The sequence below is a fragment of the Chromobacterium sp. W521 genome (assembly GCF_052805975.1).
The window spans coordinates 231,986-249,585 of the sequence record NZ_JBRBAF010000008.1 but is presented as its reverse complement, the minus strand read 5'-3'; the positions used below and the strand labels follow the sequence as shown (position 1 = coordinate 249,585).

17 protein-coding genes are annotated in these 17,600 nt (G+C 60.7%); 8 read left to right on the top strand and 9 right to left on the bottom strand.

The genetic code is table 11. The features are described from left to right. Window positions 1-78 precede the first annotated feature (78 nt). Entirely contained in the window at window positions 79-1,158 is a 1,080-nt protein-coding gene (locus ACUXV1_RS14805) for a porin (protein ID WP_081575725.1), read from the top strand. A gap of 91 nt (window positions 1,159-1,249) precedes the next feature. Here ACUXV1_RS14805 and ACUXV1_RS14800 read toward each other — a convergent pair whose 3' ends face one another. Continuing rightward, window positions 1,250-2,146, bottom strand: coding sequence for a LysR family transcriptional regulator (locus ACUXV1_RS14800; RefSeq protein ID WP_446015730.1), 897 nt, complete (start codon window positions 2,144-2,146; stop codon window positions 1,250-1,252). A gap of 297 nt (window positions 2,147-2,443) precedes the next feature. On the opposite strand from ACUXV1_RS14800, the gene speB reads away from it, so the two are divergent. After that, a complete protein-coding gene (gene speB, locus ACUXV1_RS14795) occupies window positions 2,444-3,394 on the top strand; it encodes an agmatinase (protein WP_043633050.1) in 951 nt (316 codons plus the stop codon). Between the two features lie 69 nt (window positions 3,395-3,463). Further along, the gene (locus ACUXV1_RS14790; protein WP_446015729.1) at window positions 3,464-4,831 is read left to right on the top strand and encodes a sodium:solute symporter; all 1,368 of its coding nucleotides are present in this window, start codon (window positions 3,464-3,466) and stop codon (window positions 4,829-4,831) included. Between the two features lie 11 nt (window positions 4,832-4,842). Here the strand turns inward: ACUXV1_RS14790 and ACUXV1_RS14785 are convergent, their stop codons facing one another. Both ACUXV1_RS14785 and ACUXV1_RS14780 read right to left on the bottom strand, forming a co-directional pair. After that, window positions 4,843-5,148 (bottom strand): hypothetical protein, encoded by a 306-nt coding sequence (locus ACUXV1_RS14785; RefSeq protein WP_081556280.1) that lies wholly within the window; start codon window positions 5,146-5,148, stop codon window positions 4,843-4,845. A 12-nt stretch (window positions 5,149-5,160) separates the two neighbouring features. Continuing rightward, entirely contained in the window at window positions 5,161-6,027 is an 867-nt protein-coding gene (locus ACUXV1_RS14780) for a hypothetical protein (RefSeq protein ID WP_446015728.1), read from the bottom strand. Between the two features lie 525 nt (window positions 6,028-6,552). Here ACUXV1_RS14780 and ACUXV1_RS14775 point away from each other — a divergent pair. Together ACUXV1_RS14775 and dctA are read left to right on the top strand one after the other, a co-directional pair. After that, complete coding sequence (locus ACUXV1_RS14775) at window positions 6,553-7,299, top strand: FadR/GntR family transcriptional regulator (protein ID WP_337882729.1); 747 nt, start codon at window positions 6,553-6,555, stop codon at window positions 7,297-7,299. Window positions 7,300-7,413: 114 nt separating this feature from the next. Next, a complete protein-coding gene (dctA, locus tag ACUXV1_RS14770; RefSeq protein WP_446015726.1) occupies window positions 7,414-8,733 on the top strand; it encodes a C4-dicarboxylate transporter DctA in 1,320 nt (439 codons plus the stop codon). A gap of 221 nt (window positions 8,734-8,954) precedes the next feature. Here dctA and lipA read toward each other — a convergent pair whose 3' ends face one another. The 4 genes from lipA to ACUXV1_RS14750 form a co-directional block, all read right to left on the bottom strand. After that, window positions 8,955-9,902, bottom strand: a complete 948-nt coding sequence (lipA, locus tag ACUXV1_RS14765) for a lipoyl synthase (protein WP_081556283.1) — start codon at window positions 9,900-9,902, stop codon at window positions 8,955-8,957. Further along, complete coding sequence (gene lipB / locus ACUXV1_RS14760; RefSeq protein WP_043633083.1) at window positions 9,899-10,522, bottom strand: lipoyl(octanoyl) transferase LipB; 624 nt, start codon at window positions 10,520-10,522, stop codon at window positions 9,899-9,901. The genes lipA and lipB overlap by 4 nt, the downstream gene beginning before the upstream one ends. Window positions 10,523-10,538: 16 nt before the next feature. Beyond that, on the bottom strand, window positions 10,539-10,805 hold the full coding sequence (locus ACUXV1_RS14755; RefSeq protein WP_019101294.1) for an HP0495 family protein: 267 nt from the start codon (window positions 10,803-10,805) through the stop codon (window positions 10,539-10,541). 328 nt (window positions 10,806-11,133) lie between these two features. Further along, complete coding sequence (locus tag ACUXV1_RS14750; RefSeq protein ID WP_043633087.1) at window positions 11,134-12,279, bottom strand: D-alanyl-D-alanine carboxypeptidase family protein; 1,146 nt, start codon at window positions 12,277-12,279, stop codon at window positions 11,134-11,136. Window positions 12,280-12,507: 228 nt separating this feature from the next. On the opposite strand from ACUXV1_RS14750, the gene ilvA reads away from it, so the two are divergent. Continuing rightward, the gene (gene ilvA, locus ACUXV1_RS14745) at window positions 12,508-14,037 is read left to right on the top strand and encodes a threonine ammonia-lyase, biosynthetic (RefSeq protein WP_043633563.1); all 1,530 of its coding nucleotides are present in this window, start codon (window positions 12,508-12,510) and stop codon (window positions 14,035-14,037) included. A 63-nt stretch (window positions 14,038-14,100) separates the two neighbouring features. Beyond that, complete coding sequence (locus ACUXV1_RS14740; protein ID WP_043633090.1) at window positions 14,101-14,748, top strand: HAD family hydrolase; 648 nt, start codon at window positions 14,101-14,103, stop codon at window positions 14,746-14,748. 64 nt (window positions 14,749-14,812) lie between these two features. Here ACUXV1_RS14740 and ACUXV1_RS14735 read toward each other — a convergent pair whose 3' ends face one another. Continuing rightward, window positions 14,813-15,943 (bottom strand): M14 family metallopeptidase, encoded by a 1,131-nt coding sequence (locus tag ACUXV1_RS14735; protein ID WP_446015725.1) that lies wholly within the window; start codon window positions 15,941-15,943, stop codon window positions 14,813-14,815. 140 nt (window positions 15,944-16,083) lie between these two features. Continuing rightward, window positions 16,084-16,638, bottom strand: a complete 555-nt coding sequence (locus ACUXV1_RS14730; protein ID WP_019101299.1) for a phasin family protein — start codon at window positions 16,636-16,638, stop codon at window positions 16,084-16,086. A 200-nt stretch (window positions 16,639-16,838) separates the two neighbouring features. Here ACUXV1_RS14730 and phaR point away from each other — a divergent pair, with 200 nt between their 5' ends. Further along, a complete protein-coding gene (gene phaR, locus ACUXV1_RS14725) occupies window positions 16,839-17,405 on the top strand; it encodes a polyhydroxyalkanoate synthesis repressor PhaR (protein ID WP_019101300.1) in 567 nt (188 codons plus the stop codon). Window positions 17,406-17,600 lie beyond the last annotated feature (195 nt).

Sequence of the window (17,600 nt, the reverse complement as noted above, 5' to 3'; positions counted from 1 at the left end):
GCATGGCTAGTTGCAAATGTGAAACACAGCAACTAGTATTCGCTCACTTCCTAAGTAAACAAGAAGGATAGCCACATCATGAAAAAAAGTCTGATCGCTCTGATGGTTGCCACTCTGCCGGCAGCCGCTTTCGCCGACGTAACCGTGTTCGGCACCATCAAAGGCGGCGTTGAATACGTCGACAGCAGCAAAGGCACCAAGCAAACCAATATCGACGACCTGGGTTCGCGTATCGGTTTCAAAGGCAATGAAGATCTGGGCAACGGCCTGAAGGCCATCTGGCAAGTTGAAACCGGCTTCGGCATCGACGGCCAGAGCCGCACCGGCGATAGCAGCGGTACTTTCGCCAGCCGCGAATCCTTCGTGGGCCTGTCCTCCAACTTCGGTACCTTCCGTCTGGGCCACCTGTCCACCTTCGGCGAGTCCGATATGGCTCAGGTTAACCCGTGGGAAAGCAGCAGCAACGCGCTGCAACTGAACGCCTTCACCCGCGACGACGGCTATGTTAAGAACGCCGTGCGTTTCGACACCCCGGAATTCGCCGGCTTCAAGGCTGCCTTCCTGTACGGCACCAAGGAAGACAAGCGTGGTTATGACGCTACCGCTGCCAAGCAGAACAACGACCGCGAAACCTATAACCTGGGTCTGTCCTACGAGAACAGCGGCTTCTTCGGCAAGTACCAGTTCATCCACGAAAGCCCGGTTACTGTTGGTCTGAACGCTGGCAGCAAGGCTAACAACAAGCACCGCATCGAAGCTGGCTACAACGCCAACAATATCTTCGTTGCTCTGGGCTACCGCAATGACAAGGGCGACGCTACTGTTACCCCGCAGTACTTCCTGGCTGACGCCGCAGTGGGTACTGATGGCAGCAAGTATGAATCGCAAGAGTATGCGCTGACCGCCGGCTACCAGATCGGCGCCTTCATGCCCAAGTTCACCTACGCGCAGTCCAAAGATGCTAAGGTTGATGGCGTGAAGCTGGATAACAGCGGCTACAAACAGTACCTGCTGGGTGTTGACTACAGCCTGTCCAAGCGCACTGTTATTGGCGCTCAGTACGGCGAAATCAAGGCTGACAGCGCTTACCTGAAGAGCAATGGTCAGTCCACCGACAAGATCAAGGCCTTCGGTCTGAACGTCGTACACAAGTTCTAAGCGTTACGGGCTAGACGTAAAGCTGCGAACAGTTTGAAATGCCGTCCCTGGCAACGGGGGCGGCATTTTTCATGTCCGGCGCGCGATATGGCTAGGCATGCGCAGCAATCAGGTCGGCGACGAAAGCCTGCAGAGTCGGATTGGGATGGCCACGCTTGCGGGTGACCAGCTGGAATTCGGCTCGATAGTGCCAGCGTGTTGGGTCCAGTGCACGCAGCAGGTCCTGCGTCACTAGCGGAGCGGCATAGTGTTCCGGCAAGAAGCCCAGGTGCCGGCCGGACAGGATCAGCGCGGCGATCGCCTCCATATTGTCGGCGCGGGCGCTGATGCACCAATCCGCCACTGGCAGCCCGGTGTCCGGCAAGGGGTAGCTGCGCCAGGCCCAGTCGTGCGCGGCCAGATCGGCCGGACTCAGCGCTCCGGCTTGCGGAAACAGCGGATGGTCTCGGCCGCAGTAAGCCTGCTGCTGCTCGACGAACAGCGGCTGGTAATCCAGCTGCGGTGCGCGATGCCAGCAATAGCCGATACCCAAATGAATGCCGCCCGATAGCAAGGCCTCCTCCAGGCCGCCCGGCGGCAGCATGGACAGAATCAATTCCACTGATTGTGGCCGCGCGCGAAAGCGTCGGATCGCTGCCGATAGCCGCGCGTTGGGACCCAGCGCGGTATGGCCGATCACGCCGATGCGCAGCTGCCCGACTAGTTGTCTGTCCAACTGGCGGGCTTCCTGGCAGAACACTTCAATCGACTCCAGCAGGTGCCGGCTGGCGGCCAGCAGGCGTTCGCCCTTGGCGGTCAGCGCGAAGCCGCCGCGGCCGCGTTCGCACAGCCGATAGCCTAGCCGGGTTTCCAATGCCGCCAACTGATTGCTGATGGTGGACTGGCTGATGTTCAGCGTGCCCTGCGCGGCGGAAACGCCGCCGGCCTCGACCACGGCCTGAAACACGCGGATCAGCCGTAAATCCATGCTGCTCAAGGTATTGATCATGGGCCTCCGCGCCGCTTGGCGCTATGAACCTGATGACGATCTGTTGCGCTTCGTGAGACGCCGCACGGTGAGTACGGCTTCGAAATGCTCATGCGCCTCTTGTACATTCCGCTTTTTCGCTCGTTTTCGCCTTGTCTCGATCTTGCTCGCGAGGCTTTGAACAGGCTCTAAGGGGGGGAATAGACTGATTAATACATTCATTTTCATCCATGTAAACCGTGGCGTTTGGTGATGTTAGCCGCGCCCGCCGCCGCATAGACTGCTCCGACCCGATCAACTAAGGATGCAGGAGACGCTATGTCCGCCACTTTGTTCAATCAGCCGCAGAGCGGCAATGCGATGCCGCGTTTCGGCGGCGTCGCCAGCATGATGCGCCTGCCTCTGCGCGACAGCGCCGCCGGCCTGGACGCCGCCTTCATCGGCCTGCCGCTGGATATCGGCACCTCCAACCGCAGCGGCACTCGTTTTGGTCCGCGTGAAATCCGCAGTCAGTCGGCGCTGCTGCGTCCCTACAACCTGGGCAGCGGCGCAGCGCCGTTCGAACGGTTGCAAGTGGCGGACCTAGGCGATGTCGCCACCAATCCCTATAACCTGGCGGATAGCGTGGCGCGAATCGAGGCCGCTTACGATCTGGCATTGCGGCACCCGGTGCGTTTGCTGGGCATGGGCGGCGACCACACCGTCACCTTGCCGGCGCTGCGCGCGTTGGCGCGCAAGCATGGTCCGCTGGGATTGGTGCACGTGGATGCCCACGCCGACGTCAACGACGAGATGTTCGGCGAGAAGATCGCGCACGGCACCACCTTCCGCCGCGCCTGGGAGGAGGGGCTGCTGGCCGAGGGGCGAGTGGTCCAGATCGGCCTGCGCGGCAGCGGCTACGGGGCGGCGGATTTCGATTGGTCGCGCCAACGCGGTTTTAGGGTGGTGACGGCGGAGCAGTGCTGGCATCGCTCGCTGGCGCCGCTGATGGCCGAAGTGCGCGCGCAAATGGGCGAGGCGCCGGTCTATCTGAGCTTCGATATCGACGGCATCGACCCGGCGTTCGCGCCCGGCACCGGCACGCCGGAAGTGGGCGGTCTGAGTTCGATGCAGGCGCTGGAGATTGTGCGCGGCTGCCGGGGCCTGGACCTGGTGGGCGGCGATCTGGTCGAGGTGTCGCCGCCGTATGACGCCAGCGGCAACACCGCCTTGCTGGGCGCCAATCTGTTGTTCGAAATGCTGTGCGTCTTGCCCGCGCCGGCGCGCTAAGCCGCGCGGATTCCATGCACGCGAGCGCCGGAGAATGCGCCGCGGACCCGAGAACAAGAGGAGAACGAGATGAGCCTGGATCTATTGATGGTAGCCGCCTATATCGGCGCCATGTTGTGGTTGGGGTGGCTGGGCATGCGCCGTGCCAGCGACCGGGAGCAGTATTTGGTGGCTGGGCGCAATCTGGGGCCGCTAATGTATATGGGTACCATGGCGGCCACGGTGCTAGGCGGCGCGTCCACCGTGGGCACGGTCCGGCTGGGCTATGTGTACGGTATTTCCGGCTTCTGGTTGTGCGCGGCGCTGGGCAGCGGCATTGTGGTGCTCAATCTGTTCCTGGCCAGGCCGTTGTTGCGCTTGCGCGTGTTCACGGTCACCCAAGTGTTGGAGCGCCGCTATCATCCGCTGGCGCGCAAAGCCAGCGCGCTGGTGATGCTGTCCTATGCCCTGATGATCTGCGTGACCTCGGTGCTGGCGATAGGCACGGTGATGCAAGTGCTGTTCGAATTGCCGTTCTGGCTGGCCGTCGTCATCGGCGGCGGAGTGGTAGTGGCTTACTCCACCATCGGCGGCATGTGGTCGCTGACGCTGACCGACATCGTGCAATTCGTCATCAAAACGGTTGGCCTGATGCTGGTGCTGCTGCCAATCTGTCTGTGGCGGGTGGGAGGCTGGGAACAATTGGCCGTCCGGCTGCCGGCGTCCGCGTTCAGTTTCGCGGGCCTGGGCTGGGGAACGGTGCTGACGTATTTTCTGATCTATTTTTTCGGCATCATCATCGGCCAGGACGTGTGGCAGCGGGTGTTTACCGCGCGCGACGGCAAGGTGGCGTCTTATGCCGGCAGCGCCGCCGGCTTGTATTGCCTGTTGTATGGGCTTGTTTGCGCGCTGATCGGCATGGCGGCGCGGGTGTTGTTGCCAGAATTGGAGAACCCGAACAACGCCTTCGCCGCTGTTGTCAAAGGCGTGTTGCCGGACGGCGTGCGCGGCCTGGTGATCGCAGCGGCGTTGGCGGCGATGATGTCCACCGCCAGCGCCGCCTTGCTGGCCGCGTCGACCACTCTGACCGAGGATTTGCTGCCGGGGGAGAGGGCCGGTTTGTGGCGCAACCGGGCGGCCACCTTGCTGGCCGGCGTCTTGGTGTTGGCGCTGGCGATGCTGGTGAATGACGTGATCCAGGCGCTGACTCTGGCCTACAACCTGCTGGTGGGCAGCATGCTGGTGCCGCTGCTGGCGGCGATTTGCTGGCCGCGGGCCACGACCACCGGCGCGGTAAGCGCGATGCTGGGCGGCTTGGGCGTGGCGGTGTTCTTCATGCTGAGGGATGGCTTGGACGCCAATACGCCGATTTATTTCAGCTTGCTGACCAGTGCTGGCCTGATGCTGGTTCTGAGCCTGGCGGACGGCCGCGCGCGGCCGTATCCGGCACGGAAGTAGCCGCGGGCTTATCAGGCCAGCAGTTTGGCCACCGCGCTTATGGCCTTTGCAGTGAGTTTGATGGTGTCGCCCACGCGTTGCAGTTGCTGTCCGGCGTGGTCTGCGGCATCCGTCGCCGCCTGCAGCGCGACGATAGCGCGTTGGAAGTCTTCTGCATCGGCGTTCAAGTCCCGCGCGATCAACGCCAGGGTCTGGTTGGCCAATTCATCTTGCTGCGCCAGCAAGGTTCGGCTATCCGCGCCCTGGCTGGCGACTGCCAGGTTGTTGATGCGGGATGCCAGGCCGCTGACAAGTTCGGTGACTCGGTGGCTGTCCATGTGCTGCCTCCTTTATTTGGCGGGCAGATCGCGATAAAAATTGCGTAGTCGCCTGGCTTCGGCGGCGAAGTCGCGCAGCGCTTGCAGTTTGGGTTGTGGCGTGTCCAGGCTCTGCAGCAATTGGCGGTTGGTGTCGGGAAAGCCTTGAATCGCTTTGTCGCTGGCTTGCAGAGCGGCCTCGATCAGTTCGAATTCTCGCAGCCGGTCGGCGATGGCGAGATCGAATTGGTAGCGTTCCCAGCTGCCGTAGGGCGGCCGGTTGAAATTGGCGTGGCGCAGCAGGCTGTCCCTGAGCACGCCTAGGTAGCTGGGCAGTGTGCCCAAGGTTCGGTGGCTGCCGGCGGCCAGCAGTTCCAGTCCGGGCTGGGCGGTGGACATGGTGTTCCGCAGTGCGTTCTTGCGTTGGGCCGTTGTGAGCTGGCGACCGAGCGCGTCTGCCGTGGTGGCCAGAATCTTGGCGGCGGTTGCGTCGCCGCCGCGTAGTTTGAGGTCCTGAATGCTGTCGGACAAGTCTTGGGCGGCTGCGTCGACCCTAGTGTCTGCCTCCCGGTCGCCAGCCAGGCTGCGCAAGGTCCGGGTGTATTTTTCCAGCGCGTCCAGCGTAGCCTGCAACTGTCCCAGGGCGGGGCCGAGATCGTAGCTGGCGCCGTTGCCGGTTTGCGGATGGAAGGTGTCCGCGCGCAAAGGGGCGTTGGGCGCAGTGAGCACCGCGTTGAGGCGCGTGCTCTGCTGGATTCGCGCCAGGGTGCCGGCGGAGCTTTGCGTGACGCTGCGGGCTGCGTCGTCGAAATCGGCGAATGGCTTGTCCGGAGCGTTGGCGCAGGCGGCCAGCAGCAGCGGCAGCAAGGGCAGCAGACGATGAGCGGGGCGGACGGACATGGCGCGGCTCCATCGGCAAGCGGGCGCTGTCGCGACCGCGCAGTTTGAGGGATGTAACGGTGCGCGTACGCCATGGCGGGCGCATGTCGCGGTATAGGCGATTAGCCGTTGCCCCGAGCCTGTACCAAAGATACGGCAATGCAAAAGGGAGTCGCTAAGCCCCCTTTGGCTCAGCTGCTTTCGTCGTTCTTGTTAGGCCTGCCAGGGGGGCGACATGGGTGAACACGTCTAAGAACCTGTTCACGTTCTGCTGCGCTGCGGCGATACGGCGTTAAAAACTAGCTCAAAAGGCTCATGTACCGCTGGGACATTCCGCAGACAAGCCCCACAGGCAAGCCGACGGCCTGCGGCCCGATGGCAGCAGTGGTAAGTTCTGCCGTCCGGCGTGTTGCAGAAATGTCACCGGCGGCTATGCCGCAACTGGCTTGACCGCAGGCGATTCTGGATGACGGCGGTGCCGCTTGGTCTTTGGCAAAGGATTGGTCTTACTGGTAATACCAGTTGGACCAGTGTAGCGTGCCGTTTATGACTAATCATCTTCTTGATCGCCTGCCCGTCATGTTCACTTCTTCAAAACTGGGTGATGTTGCCGCTCGCAACATCCTTGATGCAATTAAGCGCGGTATTTGGCTGCCTGGAGAGATGCTGCCGTCGCAGCGGGATCTGGCTGAGCAGTTTGGCATCAGCCGCCCGCCGCTGCGTGAGGCGATTTCTGTGCTTGAGGCCTTGGGTTTTGTCCGTTCCCATCCGGGTAAGGGTGTGTTTGTGGTCAGTGCCGATCCGCAGGGGGAGCCGTTCGCGCCGCCGACTGTGCGCCCGGAGGATGTGTTCCAACTTCGCCTGGCGCTGGAGCCATTCGTGGTGGGCTTGGTTGCGCAGTCGATCGCTTCCGAAGAACTGATGCAGTTGCGGCTGACGCTGTTGGATATGCGTGAGGCGTTGGAGGCCGGCGAAATGGCCGCGGCGGTGGAGGCGGACATCCTGTTCCACCGGCAGTTGGTGGGGTTTAGCCGCAATCCGGTGTTCAAACAGTCCATGGAGCAGGCCAGCGAGGCCATCGGTCACGCACGCGCCATCATGCTGGCGCGGCCGCAGGAGTTGCAGGCGGCGCTGATTGAGAAAGAGGCCATTTTGCGGGCCATCAAGGCGCATGACAGCGCGGCGGCCAGCGCCGCCATGCAACAGCACATCATTCATGCTTGCGAACGCTTGGGGATTCCGGTTCGTGGCACGTCTGTCGTCTGGTCACAACAAGGGGAGGGTGGTACCTAAGCCAGTTGGGTGTTGGAAGCCGTTTCCGGAAGGCCGCCGCGTCAACCGTTTTGGCCTGGATGACTTGTCTGGGCGGCTTCTCGCCATGCCTCCTCATTAGGAGAAAGGGAAGCTATGCTGCGTTTGACTAAGAAGTCGTTGTTTGTACGAGTCATGATCGGACTTGTCCTCGGCATCTGCGCCGGCTTGTTGTGGCCGGAACAGGCTCTACAGTTGAAACCGTTGGGAGATGGTTTTATCAAGCTGATCAAGATGCTGATTGCGCCGATTGTATTCTGTGTGGTGGTGAGCGGGATTACCGGCGCGGGTGACTTGAAAAAAGTGGGCCGGGTGGGGTTGAAGGCCATTGTCTATTTTGAGCTGGTCACGACTCTGGCGCTGGCTTTGGGCCTGCTGTTGGCTCTGCATAGCAGTATCGGTTTAGGGATGAATGTGGATGTCGGCTCCTTGGATACCCAGGCTATGGCTGCTTATGCCGACAGGGCCCAAGCTTTGCAGCATGGCAGCGCCTGGTCGTTTTTCATGAACTTGATTCCCGGCACGGTGTTTGGCGCGCTGGCCTCGGGCGATATCTTGCAGGTGTTGGTGTTTGCCTTATTGTTTGGTTGCGCCTTGAATCTAGTGCGCGATTCCGCTGGCGGAGTGATTCGGCTGGTGCATGAGGCGGGCCATGTGTTTTTCAAGCTGATCGGCCTGGTGGTGCAGCTGGCGCCGCTGGGGGTGTTCGGCTCCATTGCCTTTACCACCGCTAGTTACGGGGTGTCGTCCTTGCAGCAGCTAGGCGGTCTGGTGCTGATGTTTTATCTCACTTGCGCTTTGTTTGTGCTGGTGGTTTTGGGGACGATTTTGCAGTTGGCCGGCCTTAACATCATCGCGTTTTTGCGCTACCTGAAAGACGAGCTGTCTATCGTGATGGGGACGGCCTCATCGGATGCGGTGTTGCCACAGGTTATGCGCAAGCTTGAGCATCTGGGCATTGGCAACGCCACTGTGGGCCTGGTGATTCCGACGGGGTATTCGTTCAATCTTGATGGTTTTTCCATTTATCTGACACTGGCGGCAGTGTTTATCGCTCATGCCACCAATACGCCGCTGTCCAATTACGATTTATTGACCATTTTGGCGGTGTCGTTGGTGACCTCCAAGGGCGTGCATGGCGTTCCTGGCTCGGCCTTGGTGATTCTGGCGGCGACGTTGTCGGCGATACCGGCCATTCCGGTGATCGGGCTGGTACTGGTGTTGTCCGTGGACTGGTTCATGGGCATTGCTCGGGCCTTGACCAATTTGATCGGCAATTGCGTGGCCACGGTGGTGGTGGCGCGCTGGGAGCGGGATATGGACCTGGCGCGGGCGCGTAATGTGCTGGGGCGCAAGCAGGGCTATGAATATGTGGCACAGCCAGCTGTAAGTGCCGGTTCCCTGGCGGATCGTTGAGCCAGGTTCTTGCGGCTGGCGGCTTTGAGAATGTTCCCGCTTTAGTGGGGCGCCATACGCGTTGAAGGCCATCGTACGGGGCCGAGGCATTTGGGCGTCTATCCTTGCCGGATGCGCGTAGAAAACGCCATAAAAAAAGCCTGATCATGAATGTGATCAGGCTTTTTTAAGTTTGGCGCTCAATGCCAGCCCGCGTTATTGGGCTGCCATTAAAATGTCACTTACACCCCGGCTTCGTGCGCCTGCACATCCGCGTGGTAGCTGGAACGCACCATCGCGCCTACCGCGGCGTGGACGAAGCCCATTTCATAGGCTTTTTTCTCGAACATCTTGAACACGTCCGGATGCACGTAGCGCAGTACCGGCAGGTGGCCGTCGGATGGCTGCAGGTACTGGCCTATGGTCAGCATGTCCACATTGTGGGCGCGCAGGTCGCGCATCACTTCCAGGATTTCCTCGTCGGTCTCGCCCAGGCCCACCATCAGGCCGGATTTTGTGCGGACATTGGGGTTCTTGGCCTTGTAGTCCTTCAGCAATTGCAGCGAGTGAGCGTAATCCGAGCCAGGGCGCGCCTGCTTGTACAGCCGGGGCACGGTTTCCAGGTTGTGGTTCATCACGTCCGGCGGCGTTTGGCTCAGGATGTCGACGGCCACGTCCAGGCGGCCGCGGAAGTCCGGCACCAGGGTCTCGATCTGGGTGTTGGGGGACATTTCGCGCACCGAGTTGATGCAGTCGGCGAAATGCTGGGCGCCGCCGTCGCGCAAATCGTCGCGGTCCACCGAGGTGACCACCACGTATTTCAGCTTCATCGCGGCCACGCTCTCAGCCAGGTGGCGCGGTTCGTCCGGGTCCAGCGGGTTGGGACGGCCGTGGCCCACGTCGCAGAACGGGCAGCGACGGGTGCAGATGTCGCCCATGATCATGAAGGTGGCGGTGCCTTTGCTGAAACATTCGCCAATGTTCGGGCAGGTGGCTTCCTCACAGACGGTGTGCAGCTTTTGTTCGCGCAGAATCTGTTTGATCTCGTGGAAGCGCTGACCGTTGGGCAGCTTGGCGCGGATCCATTCCGGTTTTTTCAGCTTTTCGTCCAGCGGGACGATCTTGATGGGGATGCGGGCGGTTTTGGCCGCGCCCTTGTGTTTGACCCCAGCCTGGTTTTCCGGCTTCATGTCAGTTCCTTGGTGCTGTTCAGGAGGCGCTCCAGATGCGGCAGCAGCGTATCGGCGGCGGCGGCAAGGCTCAGCTCCACTCCCAGTTGTTTCAGGTCGGTCACCTTGAGGTTGGCGTAACCGCAAGGGTTGATGGAATCGAAAGGCTCCAGGTCCATGTCCACATTGAAGCTGAGGCCATGGTAGACCGCGTGGTTCTTGATGCGCAGGCCCAGCGAGGCGATCTTGGCGCCGGCCACGTAAACGCCGGGCGCGTCCACATCGCCGTTGCCGTGAATGCCCAGCTCCGCCAGCGTGTCTATCACCGCCTGTTCGATGCGGCGCACCAGCTCGCGCACGCCTATGCCCATGCGCTTGAAGTCCACCAGCAGGTAAACCACCAACTGGCCGGGGCCGTGATAGGTGATCTGGCCGCCGCGGTCTGTTTTCACTACCGGGATGGCGGTGGCGTGCAACAGGTGTTCCGGCTTGCCGGCCAGGCCCTGGGTGTAGACGGGCGGGTGTTCCACCACCCACAGTTCGTCGGGGGTGTCTGCGTTGCGGGCGTCGGTGAACGCCTGCATGGCGCGCCAGGTTGGTTCGTAATCTACCCGGCCCAGATGTTTGACGATGCGCGACACGGCAATCTCCAGGCGCTTAGAGCACCATTTTCACCATCGGATGGCCGGTCAGCGACAGATAGATGTTGTCCAGCTGTTGACGCGAAGTGGCGGTGACGGTGACGGTCAGCGCGTAAAAGCGGCCATTGGAGCTTTCGCGCAGCGTGACGTCGTGGTCGGCCAGGTCTGGCGCGTTGACGCGCACAACCTCGGTGATGGTGAGGACGAAATCCTCGTGGCGCTCGCCCATCACCTTGATGGGAAAGCGACAGGGGAATTCCATGAGTTCCTGTTTTTCAGACATATTCAATCAAATCCGCTAACAACGTGTTTACGATTTCGCAGACAAGAGCGAGACAAGGCGAAAACAGCTGAGAAAGCGGAGTGTACACACGGTACATGAGCATCTCGAAGACGTTTTCAACGCTGTGTCGCCGAAGCGCAGCAGATCGTACACAGGTTCTAAAGACGCCGCGCCCGAAACGGGCAAAGGCGCAGCAGCCAGTTGTACTGCAAACCGGGCCATCCGCGCCAATACATTTTACGGTCGTCTTTATTGCTAAAACGTCACATCATAATACAGCAGCGGCGTCCGGGCGATGCCCGGCGCCGCGATCAACGGCGGACGCCGTTTATTTCCAGCCCAGCATCAGCTTGATGCTGTCCCACAGCCGGCTGAAGAAGCCGCCTTCTTCCACTGCTTTCAAGGCCACCACCGGGCGTTCGAACAGCGGCTTGCCGTCCAGGGAAACCACTAGCTTGCCCACCACCTGGCCGGCTTTGACCGGGGCGATCAGCGGCTGCATCGTGGTCAGGTCTGCCTTGAGCTTGGCGGCCTGGCCTTTGGCCACGGTGGCGAAGACATCGTTGGCGAAGCCGACGGAAACGGTTTTGGCCGCGCCCTTGTAGATGGGCAGCTCGGACACCGGTTTGGCACCGCTATACAGTTTGGGCGTATCGTAAAACTGCAAGCCGTAGTTGAGCAGCTTGGAGCTTTCCACCGCGCGCGCCTCCGGGCTGGCGGTGCCCACCACCACCGAAATCACGCGACGGCCGTCGCGATGGCTGGTGGTGATCATGTTGTAGCCGGCGCTGTCGGTGTAGCCTGTTTTCATGCCGTCGACGTTGGGGTCGCGGTAGAGCAGCAGGTTGCGGTTGGGCTGCTTGATGTTGTTATAGGTGAAGGACTTGATCGAGTAGATCGGGTAGAACTCCGGAAAGTCGCGGATCAGCGCGCCGGCCAGAATACCCAGATCGTGCACGGTAGTGTAGTGCTCCGGATTGGGCAGGCCGGTGGCGTTGCGGAACTGGGTGTTCTTCATGCCCAGCTTCTGTGCCTGCTGGGTCATCACTTGTGCGAACACTTCTTCGCTGCCGGCAATGGCTTCGGCCAGGGTCACGCAGGCGTCGTTGCCGGATTGCACGATCATGCCCTTGATCAGGTCATCGACTTTGGCCGGGACCTTGGGGTCCAGGAACATGCGCGAGCCTTCAGTCTTCCAGCCCTTTTGCGACACCGTCAGCGTTTGTTCCAGGGTCAGCCGCTTTTCCTTCAAGGCCTTGAAGGTGAGGTAGGCGGTCATCAGTTTGGTCAGCGAGGCCGGCTCCACGCGGGCGTCCGGGTCGCGCTCCGCCAGCACTTGTCCGCTGTTGAAGTCGGTCAGGTAATAGGCCTTGCCGGCGATCTCAGGCGCGGGCGGCAGGAAGGCGGCGGAAGCGAAAGAGACGGACGGCAGCGCGATCGCCGCTGCCGTGAGAATGCTGGTGAATGTTTTCATTGTTCCTATGGGCAACGCTGGGGGTTGAAGTCCAAATAGTAGCCGTTGATTATACACGCGGATTGCCGTCCGGTTGCCGCGAAGTGGCGATTTTCTGTGGGCGGGACGGCTGGGGCCGTTGCGATGCCGCAATGCAACAATCCAATATTATCAAGGCTTCCCGTTCAGTTGGAGTTCCTGCTACTCTGGCAGTTCAAGGAAAATAATGATCGGGACAAAGGCTTTGCCATGCAAGAGAAGCAAGACTATCTGGAACGCATCCTGACGTCGCGGGTTTACGACGTCGCCATCGAAACGCCGCTGGAGCTGGCGCCCAATCTGTCGCGCCGCTATCGCAACACGATTCTGCTCAAGCGCGAGGATCTGCAGCCGGTGTTCTCCTTCAAGCTGCGCGGCGCCTACAACAAGATGGCCAAGCTCAGCGCGGAGCAGCGCGCGCGTGGCGTGATCACCGCCAGCGCCGGCAACCATGCGCAGGGCGTGGCGCTGTCCGCCAGCAGGCTGGGTTGCGAAGCCACCATCGTGATGCCAGTGACCACCCCGCAGATCAAAATCGACGCGGTCAAGCAATACGGCGGCCTGGTGGTGTTGCATGGGGACTCTTTCAACGAGGCCTTTCTGCACGCATCCGAATTAGCCGCTCAAAACGGCATGACGTATATTCCTCCTTTCGACGATCCGGACGTGATCGCCGGCCAGGGCACCATAGGCATGGAGATTTTGCGTCAACATCCGGACGGCTTGAACGCGATCTTCGTCGCCATCGGCGGCGGCGGTTTGGCTGCCGGCATCGCCAGCTTCATCAAACGGCTGAAGCCGGACATCAAGGTGATTGGCGTGCAGCCGGTGGATTCCGATGCAATGCGTCAATCCATCGCCAAGGGCGAGCGGGTGGAGTTGAAGGACGTGGGCTTGTTCGCCGACGGGGTGGCGGTGAAGCTGGTGGGCGAGGAGACCTTCCGCATCTGTCGCGAATTGCTGGACGAGATCATCCTGGTGGACACCGACGCCATCTGCGCGGCGATCAAGGACATCTTCGAAGATACCCGCTCCATCGTGGAGCCGGCGGGCGCCTTGGCGGTGGCCGGCGCCAAGGCTTACGTGGAGCGCGAAGGCTGCGTGGACCAGACTCTGGTGGCGATCTCCTGTGGCGCGAATATGAATTTCGATCGCCTGCGCCATGTGTCCGAGCGTTCCGAGCTGGGCGAGCGGCGCGAGGCCATCATCGCGGTGACCATTCCGGAAAAACCGGGCAGCTTCAAGCGCTTCTGTACCGTGATCGGGGGCCGCAACATCACCGAGTTCAATTATCGCTTTGCCGATCCAGGCACCGCCCATGTCTTCGTCGGCGTGCAAATCAGCGGCAAGCAGGACCTGGAGGGCATACTCGCCAGCCTGAACGCTCACGAGCTGGAGAGCATTGACCTGACTGATAATGAGCTGGCCAAACTGCATATTCGTCATCTGGTGGGCGGCCATGCGCCGCAGTTGAAGGACGAGCGGGTGCTGCGCTTCGAGTTTCCGGACCGTCCCGGCGCGCTGATGCGTTTCCTGGAAGCGATGAGCGTGGACTGGAACATCAGCTTGTTCCATTATCGCAATCACGGCGCGGATTACGGCCGCGTATTAGTGGGCGTTCAGGTGCCGGCCAGCGACGATGCCGAGTTCCAGCGCTTCCTCGATAATCTGGGCTATCCCTATGTCGAGGAAACCCAGAATCCGGCTTACAAGCTGTTTCTGGGCAAGACCATACGTTGAACCGGGCCGGCGGGCTGCTTATGGTCGGCAGCCTGACGTCGCGCTCCTTCATTGAAGCGAATCATGATCAAGGCAGTTCTATTCGATCTGGACGGCACCCTGGCCGACACCGCGCGTGATCTGGGCGCCGCGCTCAACCGCTTGTTGGCCGAGGAGGGCCTGCCGCCGCAGCCTTACGCGGCGGTGCGGCCCATCGCCAGCCATGGCGCGCGCGGGCTGGTCAGCCTGGGTTTCGGCATAGACCGCGAACACCCTCGTTTCGAGGAGTATCGTTTGCGCTTCTTGGATCATTACGAGCACAGCTTCGCCGACGAGACTGTATTGTTCGACGGCGTCAACGGCCTGATCCAGGGTTTGATGGACAAGGGGCTGACGTGGGGCATCATCACCAATAAGCCGATGCGCTTCACCGACCGCTTGGTGCCGTCGTTGCCTTTTATCACGGCGCCGGCGGTGACGGTCAGCGGCGACACCGTGGGCGTGCCCAAGCCGGACCCGCGGCCGATGCGTTATGCGGCCGATCAGATCGGCATCGCGCCCGAGCACTGCCTGTACGTGGGCGACGCCGAGCGCGACATCGCCGCCGGCCGCAGCGTGGGCATGAAAACGGTGTTGGCCAATTGGGGTTACATTGCCGACAGCGACCGGCCGGCGGAGTGGGGCGCCGACCTCGCCATCGATTATCCGCTGCAATTGCTCGACTACGTTTGAGCGGCGGCGGGAATGAAAAAAGCCACGGTGTCCCGTGGCTTTTTTGTTTTCGGCCCGATGGCTCTCAGGCGCGCAGGTTTTGCGCTATCGCATAGATGGGGGACAGGGCCGCCTCGCCTAGGCGCAGGCTGCGCTGTCCGCTCCAGCCGAAGTCGTCGTCCGGCAGATTGGCGTTGTCCTTGAACGGCATTTCCAGCGTGAAGGCGAGGCAGCCGAAGTTTTCGCACACCCAGTTGGTGGCGATGGTCATATTGGCCTTGCCCGGCGCGTTGCGCGGGTAGCCGTGCTCGGTCTGGTAGTCCGGGCTGGCCAGCAGCAAGTGGTGGCGGAACTGGTCGGCCAGGGTTTCCAGTCGCTCGTTCCACGACGGCACGCCCTCGGTGCCGGCCAGGAACACATAGGGGATGTTCTCATCGCCGTGGATGTCCAGGAACAGGTCCACGCCGATTTCCTGCATCTTGTTGCGCACCGCTAGCACTTCCGGGCTGGTTTCCGCGCTGGGGTTGGCCCATTCACGGTTGAGGTTGGCGCCCGCGGCGTTGGTGCGCAGGTTGCCCAGCACCGAGCCGTCCGGATTCATGTTCGGCACCACGTAGAAGGTGGCGCGGTCCAGCAGTGCGCGGCTGGTGGGGTCTTGCGGGTCCAGCAGGCGATTGAGCAGGCCCTCGATAAACCATTCCGCCATGGTTTCGCCGGGGTGCTGGCGGGCGATGATCCAGATTTTCAGATCCGATTCCACCTCGTGGCCTATGGTCAGCAGATTGATGTCGCGCTGCTGCACGGTAAAGCCCAGGTCGCTGACCTGACACAGGCCGGAGCCTTGCGCCTGGCCGATCAGGTTCAGATGCTGATCATAGGAATAGGGTTCGAAATAGGCGTAATAGATACTGCCGGACAACGGCACATGATCTATCGTCATCACCCCGTTTTCGTAGTGGGTGGGCACGCGGAACCAGTTGATGCGGTCGTAGGAGGCCACCGCCTGGTAGTCGATCCAGCCATCCGGATACGCGCTTTGGCCGGCGTTCAGAAAGTTGAAGGTGCAGTGCTGATAAGCGGCGCCTTGCACGCGGAAGTAAAACCACTGGGCAAATTCGGCCGCATTGTCGCGGCGGATGCGCAGTTGGATGTCTTCGTAGTTGTCGGCGGAGACGATCTCGATGCTGCCGGCGTCAAAGTTGCTGCTGATTTTCATGCGCTGAACCTATTGGTTTCCTGAAACGTGCTTAAGGCTGCGATTGTAAACCTGTCGTCGCTCACATGCCATCCTCCGGCGCTAGGCAAAGAAAAACCCCGTCGGCTGGACGGGGTTGTGCTTTAGCCTTAAAACTGCGCTTAGGCGGTGGGCGCGCGCTTGCTGGCGGTCTTCACGGCATCGGCGGTGGCGCTGGTGGCGGCCTTGACGCTGCTGTCGGTGAATTCCACCACTTGCTGGGCGGCTTTGCTGAAGGTGTTGACCGCGGCGGCGGCGGCGGCCACCGAGCTCTTCACCGCGTTCAGCGCGGCGTCGGAGCCGGCCGGAGCATTCTTGGCCGCGGACTCGATCGCGCCGATCAGCGACTTGTTGAAGCTGCCCAGGTTTTCTTCAGCCAGCTTGGTCAGTTCGCTTTGAGCGGAGGAAACGATGTCGTACAGATTGCGGGAGTTGGCCAGAGCGGTGTCGATGTTCTGGGTGGCCAGCTTGTTCAGATGGCTGACCGCTTCTTGCGGGTCGGTCACGCCGCTCAGTTGCTTGGCGATTTTGACGTTTTCTTCCAGCGACTGCTTGGAGATTTCCAGGTTCAGCTTGACCAGGCGCTCGGCGCTATCCAGAGTGATTTGCGAAAAGCGGAAAATGGTTTCCAGACCGTTGAGGGACAGCTTGTTCAGTTGCTCATTGCTGATGGACATAATGTATTCCTCCGCTGTGGGGTGAGGCCTTCTAAGGAGATAGTCTGAATCAAAAATTTTGCACTGCACAATGACGTCTAAATGTATCATGCAATGCAGCAAAATTGGGAGCATTGACTGAAGATTTACTCTAGCGTGTTGTATTTATGATAAATTGCCGGCACACGGCACACCGTAACAAAATAAACCGGGAGCGTTACATGAGTGTTGAAAAGCGGGTCATCAAAAAGTACCCGAACCGCCGGCTGTACGATACCGCCACCAGTTCCTACATCACCTTGGGGGATGTGAAGCAATTGGTGCTTGATAATGTGGATATTCAAGTCGTCGACGCCAAGAGCCAAGAGGACATCACCCGCAGTGTGCTGTTGCAGATCATCCTGGAGGAGGAGAACGGCGGCATGCCGATGTTCAGCTACGAGGTGCTGACCCAGTTCATCCGCTCTTACGGCCAGGCCATGCAAGGCATGATGGGGCCTTTCCTGGAGAACAATCTGCAACTGTTCGCCCAGCTGCAGCAGAAAATGCAGGAACAAACCCGCGCGATTTACGGCGACAACACCATGTTGAACGCTAATCTGTGGGGGGAGTTCATGAAATTTCAGGGGCCGGCGGTGCAAAACATGATGGCCAACTACATGGAACAGAGCACCAGCATGTTCCTGGACATGCAGAACCGGATGCAGGAACAGACCAAGCAACTGTTCGGCGGCTTCGCCTTCCCGGCATACAAGCAGGGCGGCGAGGACGACAAAGACCCGTCCTAAAAACCTGTTTACGATCTGCCGCGCTTTGGCGATGCGGCGTGAAAAACGGCTTCGGAAAGCGGTGAGTTTTCCGAAGCTTCGCTAAGCGCAGCAAAGATTGAGCAGAGGCGGCCGGCTGGAATGGCCGCCTGTCCGTTTCCATCCGCCGCTCCCTTGGAGGGCTTGCCATGCTTACCCCCGCATGCTGGATGCCGG

Bases quoted from the DNA above. Each gene is read 5' to 3' on its own strand.
- ACUXV1_RS14805 (WP_081575725.1), top strand. From the start codon at position 79: ATGAAAAAAAGTCTGATCGCTCTGATGGTTGCCACTCTGCCGGCAGCC.
- ACUXV1_RS14800 (WP_446015730.1), bottom strand. From the start codon at position 2,146: ATGATCAATACCTTGAGCAGCATGGATTTACGGCTGATCCGCGTGTTT.
- speB (WP_043633050.1), top strand. From the start codon at position 2,444: ATGTCCGCCACTTTGTTCAATCAGCCGCAGAGCGGCAATGCGATGCCG.
- ACUXV1_RS14790 (WP_446015729.1), top strand. From the start codon at position 3,464: ATGAGCCTGGATCTATTGATGGTAGCCGCCTATATCGGCGCCATGTTG.
- ACUXV1_RS14785 (WP_081556280.1), bottom strand. From the start codon at position 5,148: ATGGACAGCCACCGAGTCACCGAACTTGTCAGCGGCCTGGCATCCCGC.
- ACUXV1_RS14780 (WP_446015728.1), bottom strand. From the start codon at position 6,027: ATGTCCGTCCGCCCCGCTCATCGTCTGCTGCCCTTGCTGCCGCTGCTG.
- ACUXV1_RS14775 (WP_337882729.1), top strand. From the start codon at position 6,553: ATGACTAATCATCTTCTTGATCGCCTGCCCGTCATGTTCACTTCTTCA.
- dctA (WP_446015726.1), top strand. From the start codon at position 7,414: ATGCTGCGTTTGACTAAGAAGTCGTTGTTTGTACGAGTCATGATCGGA.
- lipA (WP_081556283.1), bottom strand. From the start codon at position 9,902: ATGAAGCCGGAAAACCAGGCTGGGGTCAAACACAAGGGCGCGGCCAAA.
- ACUXV1_RS14755 (WP_019101294.1), bottom strand. From the start codon at position 10,805: ATGTCTGAAAAACAGGAACTCATGGAATTCCCCTGTCGCTTTCCCATC.
- ACUXV1_RS14750 (WP_043633087.1), bottom strand. From the start codon at position 12,279: ATGAAAACATTCACCAGCATTCTCACGGCAGCGGCGATCGCGCTGCCG.
- ilvA (WP_043633563.1), top strand. From the start codon at position 12,508: ATGCAAGAGAAGCAAGACTATCTGGAACGCATCCTGACGTCGCGGGTT.
- ACUXV1_RS14740 (WP_043633090.1), top strand. From the start codon at position 14,101: ATGATCAAGGCAGTTCTATTCGATCTGGACGGCACCCTGGCCGACACC.
- ACUXV1_RS14735 (WP_446015725.1), bottom strand. From the start codon at position 15,943: ATGAAAATCAGCAGCAACTTTGACGCCGGCAGCATCGAGATCGTCTCC.
- ACUXV1_RS14730 (WP_019101299.1), bottom strand. From the start codon at position 16,638: ATGTCCATCAGCAATGAGCAACTGAACAAGCTGTCCCTCAACGGTCTG.
- phaR (WP_019101300.1), top strand. From the start codon at position 16,839: ATGAGTGTTGAAAAGCGGGTCATCAAAAAGTACCCGAACCGCCGGCTG.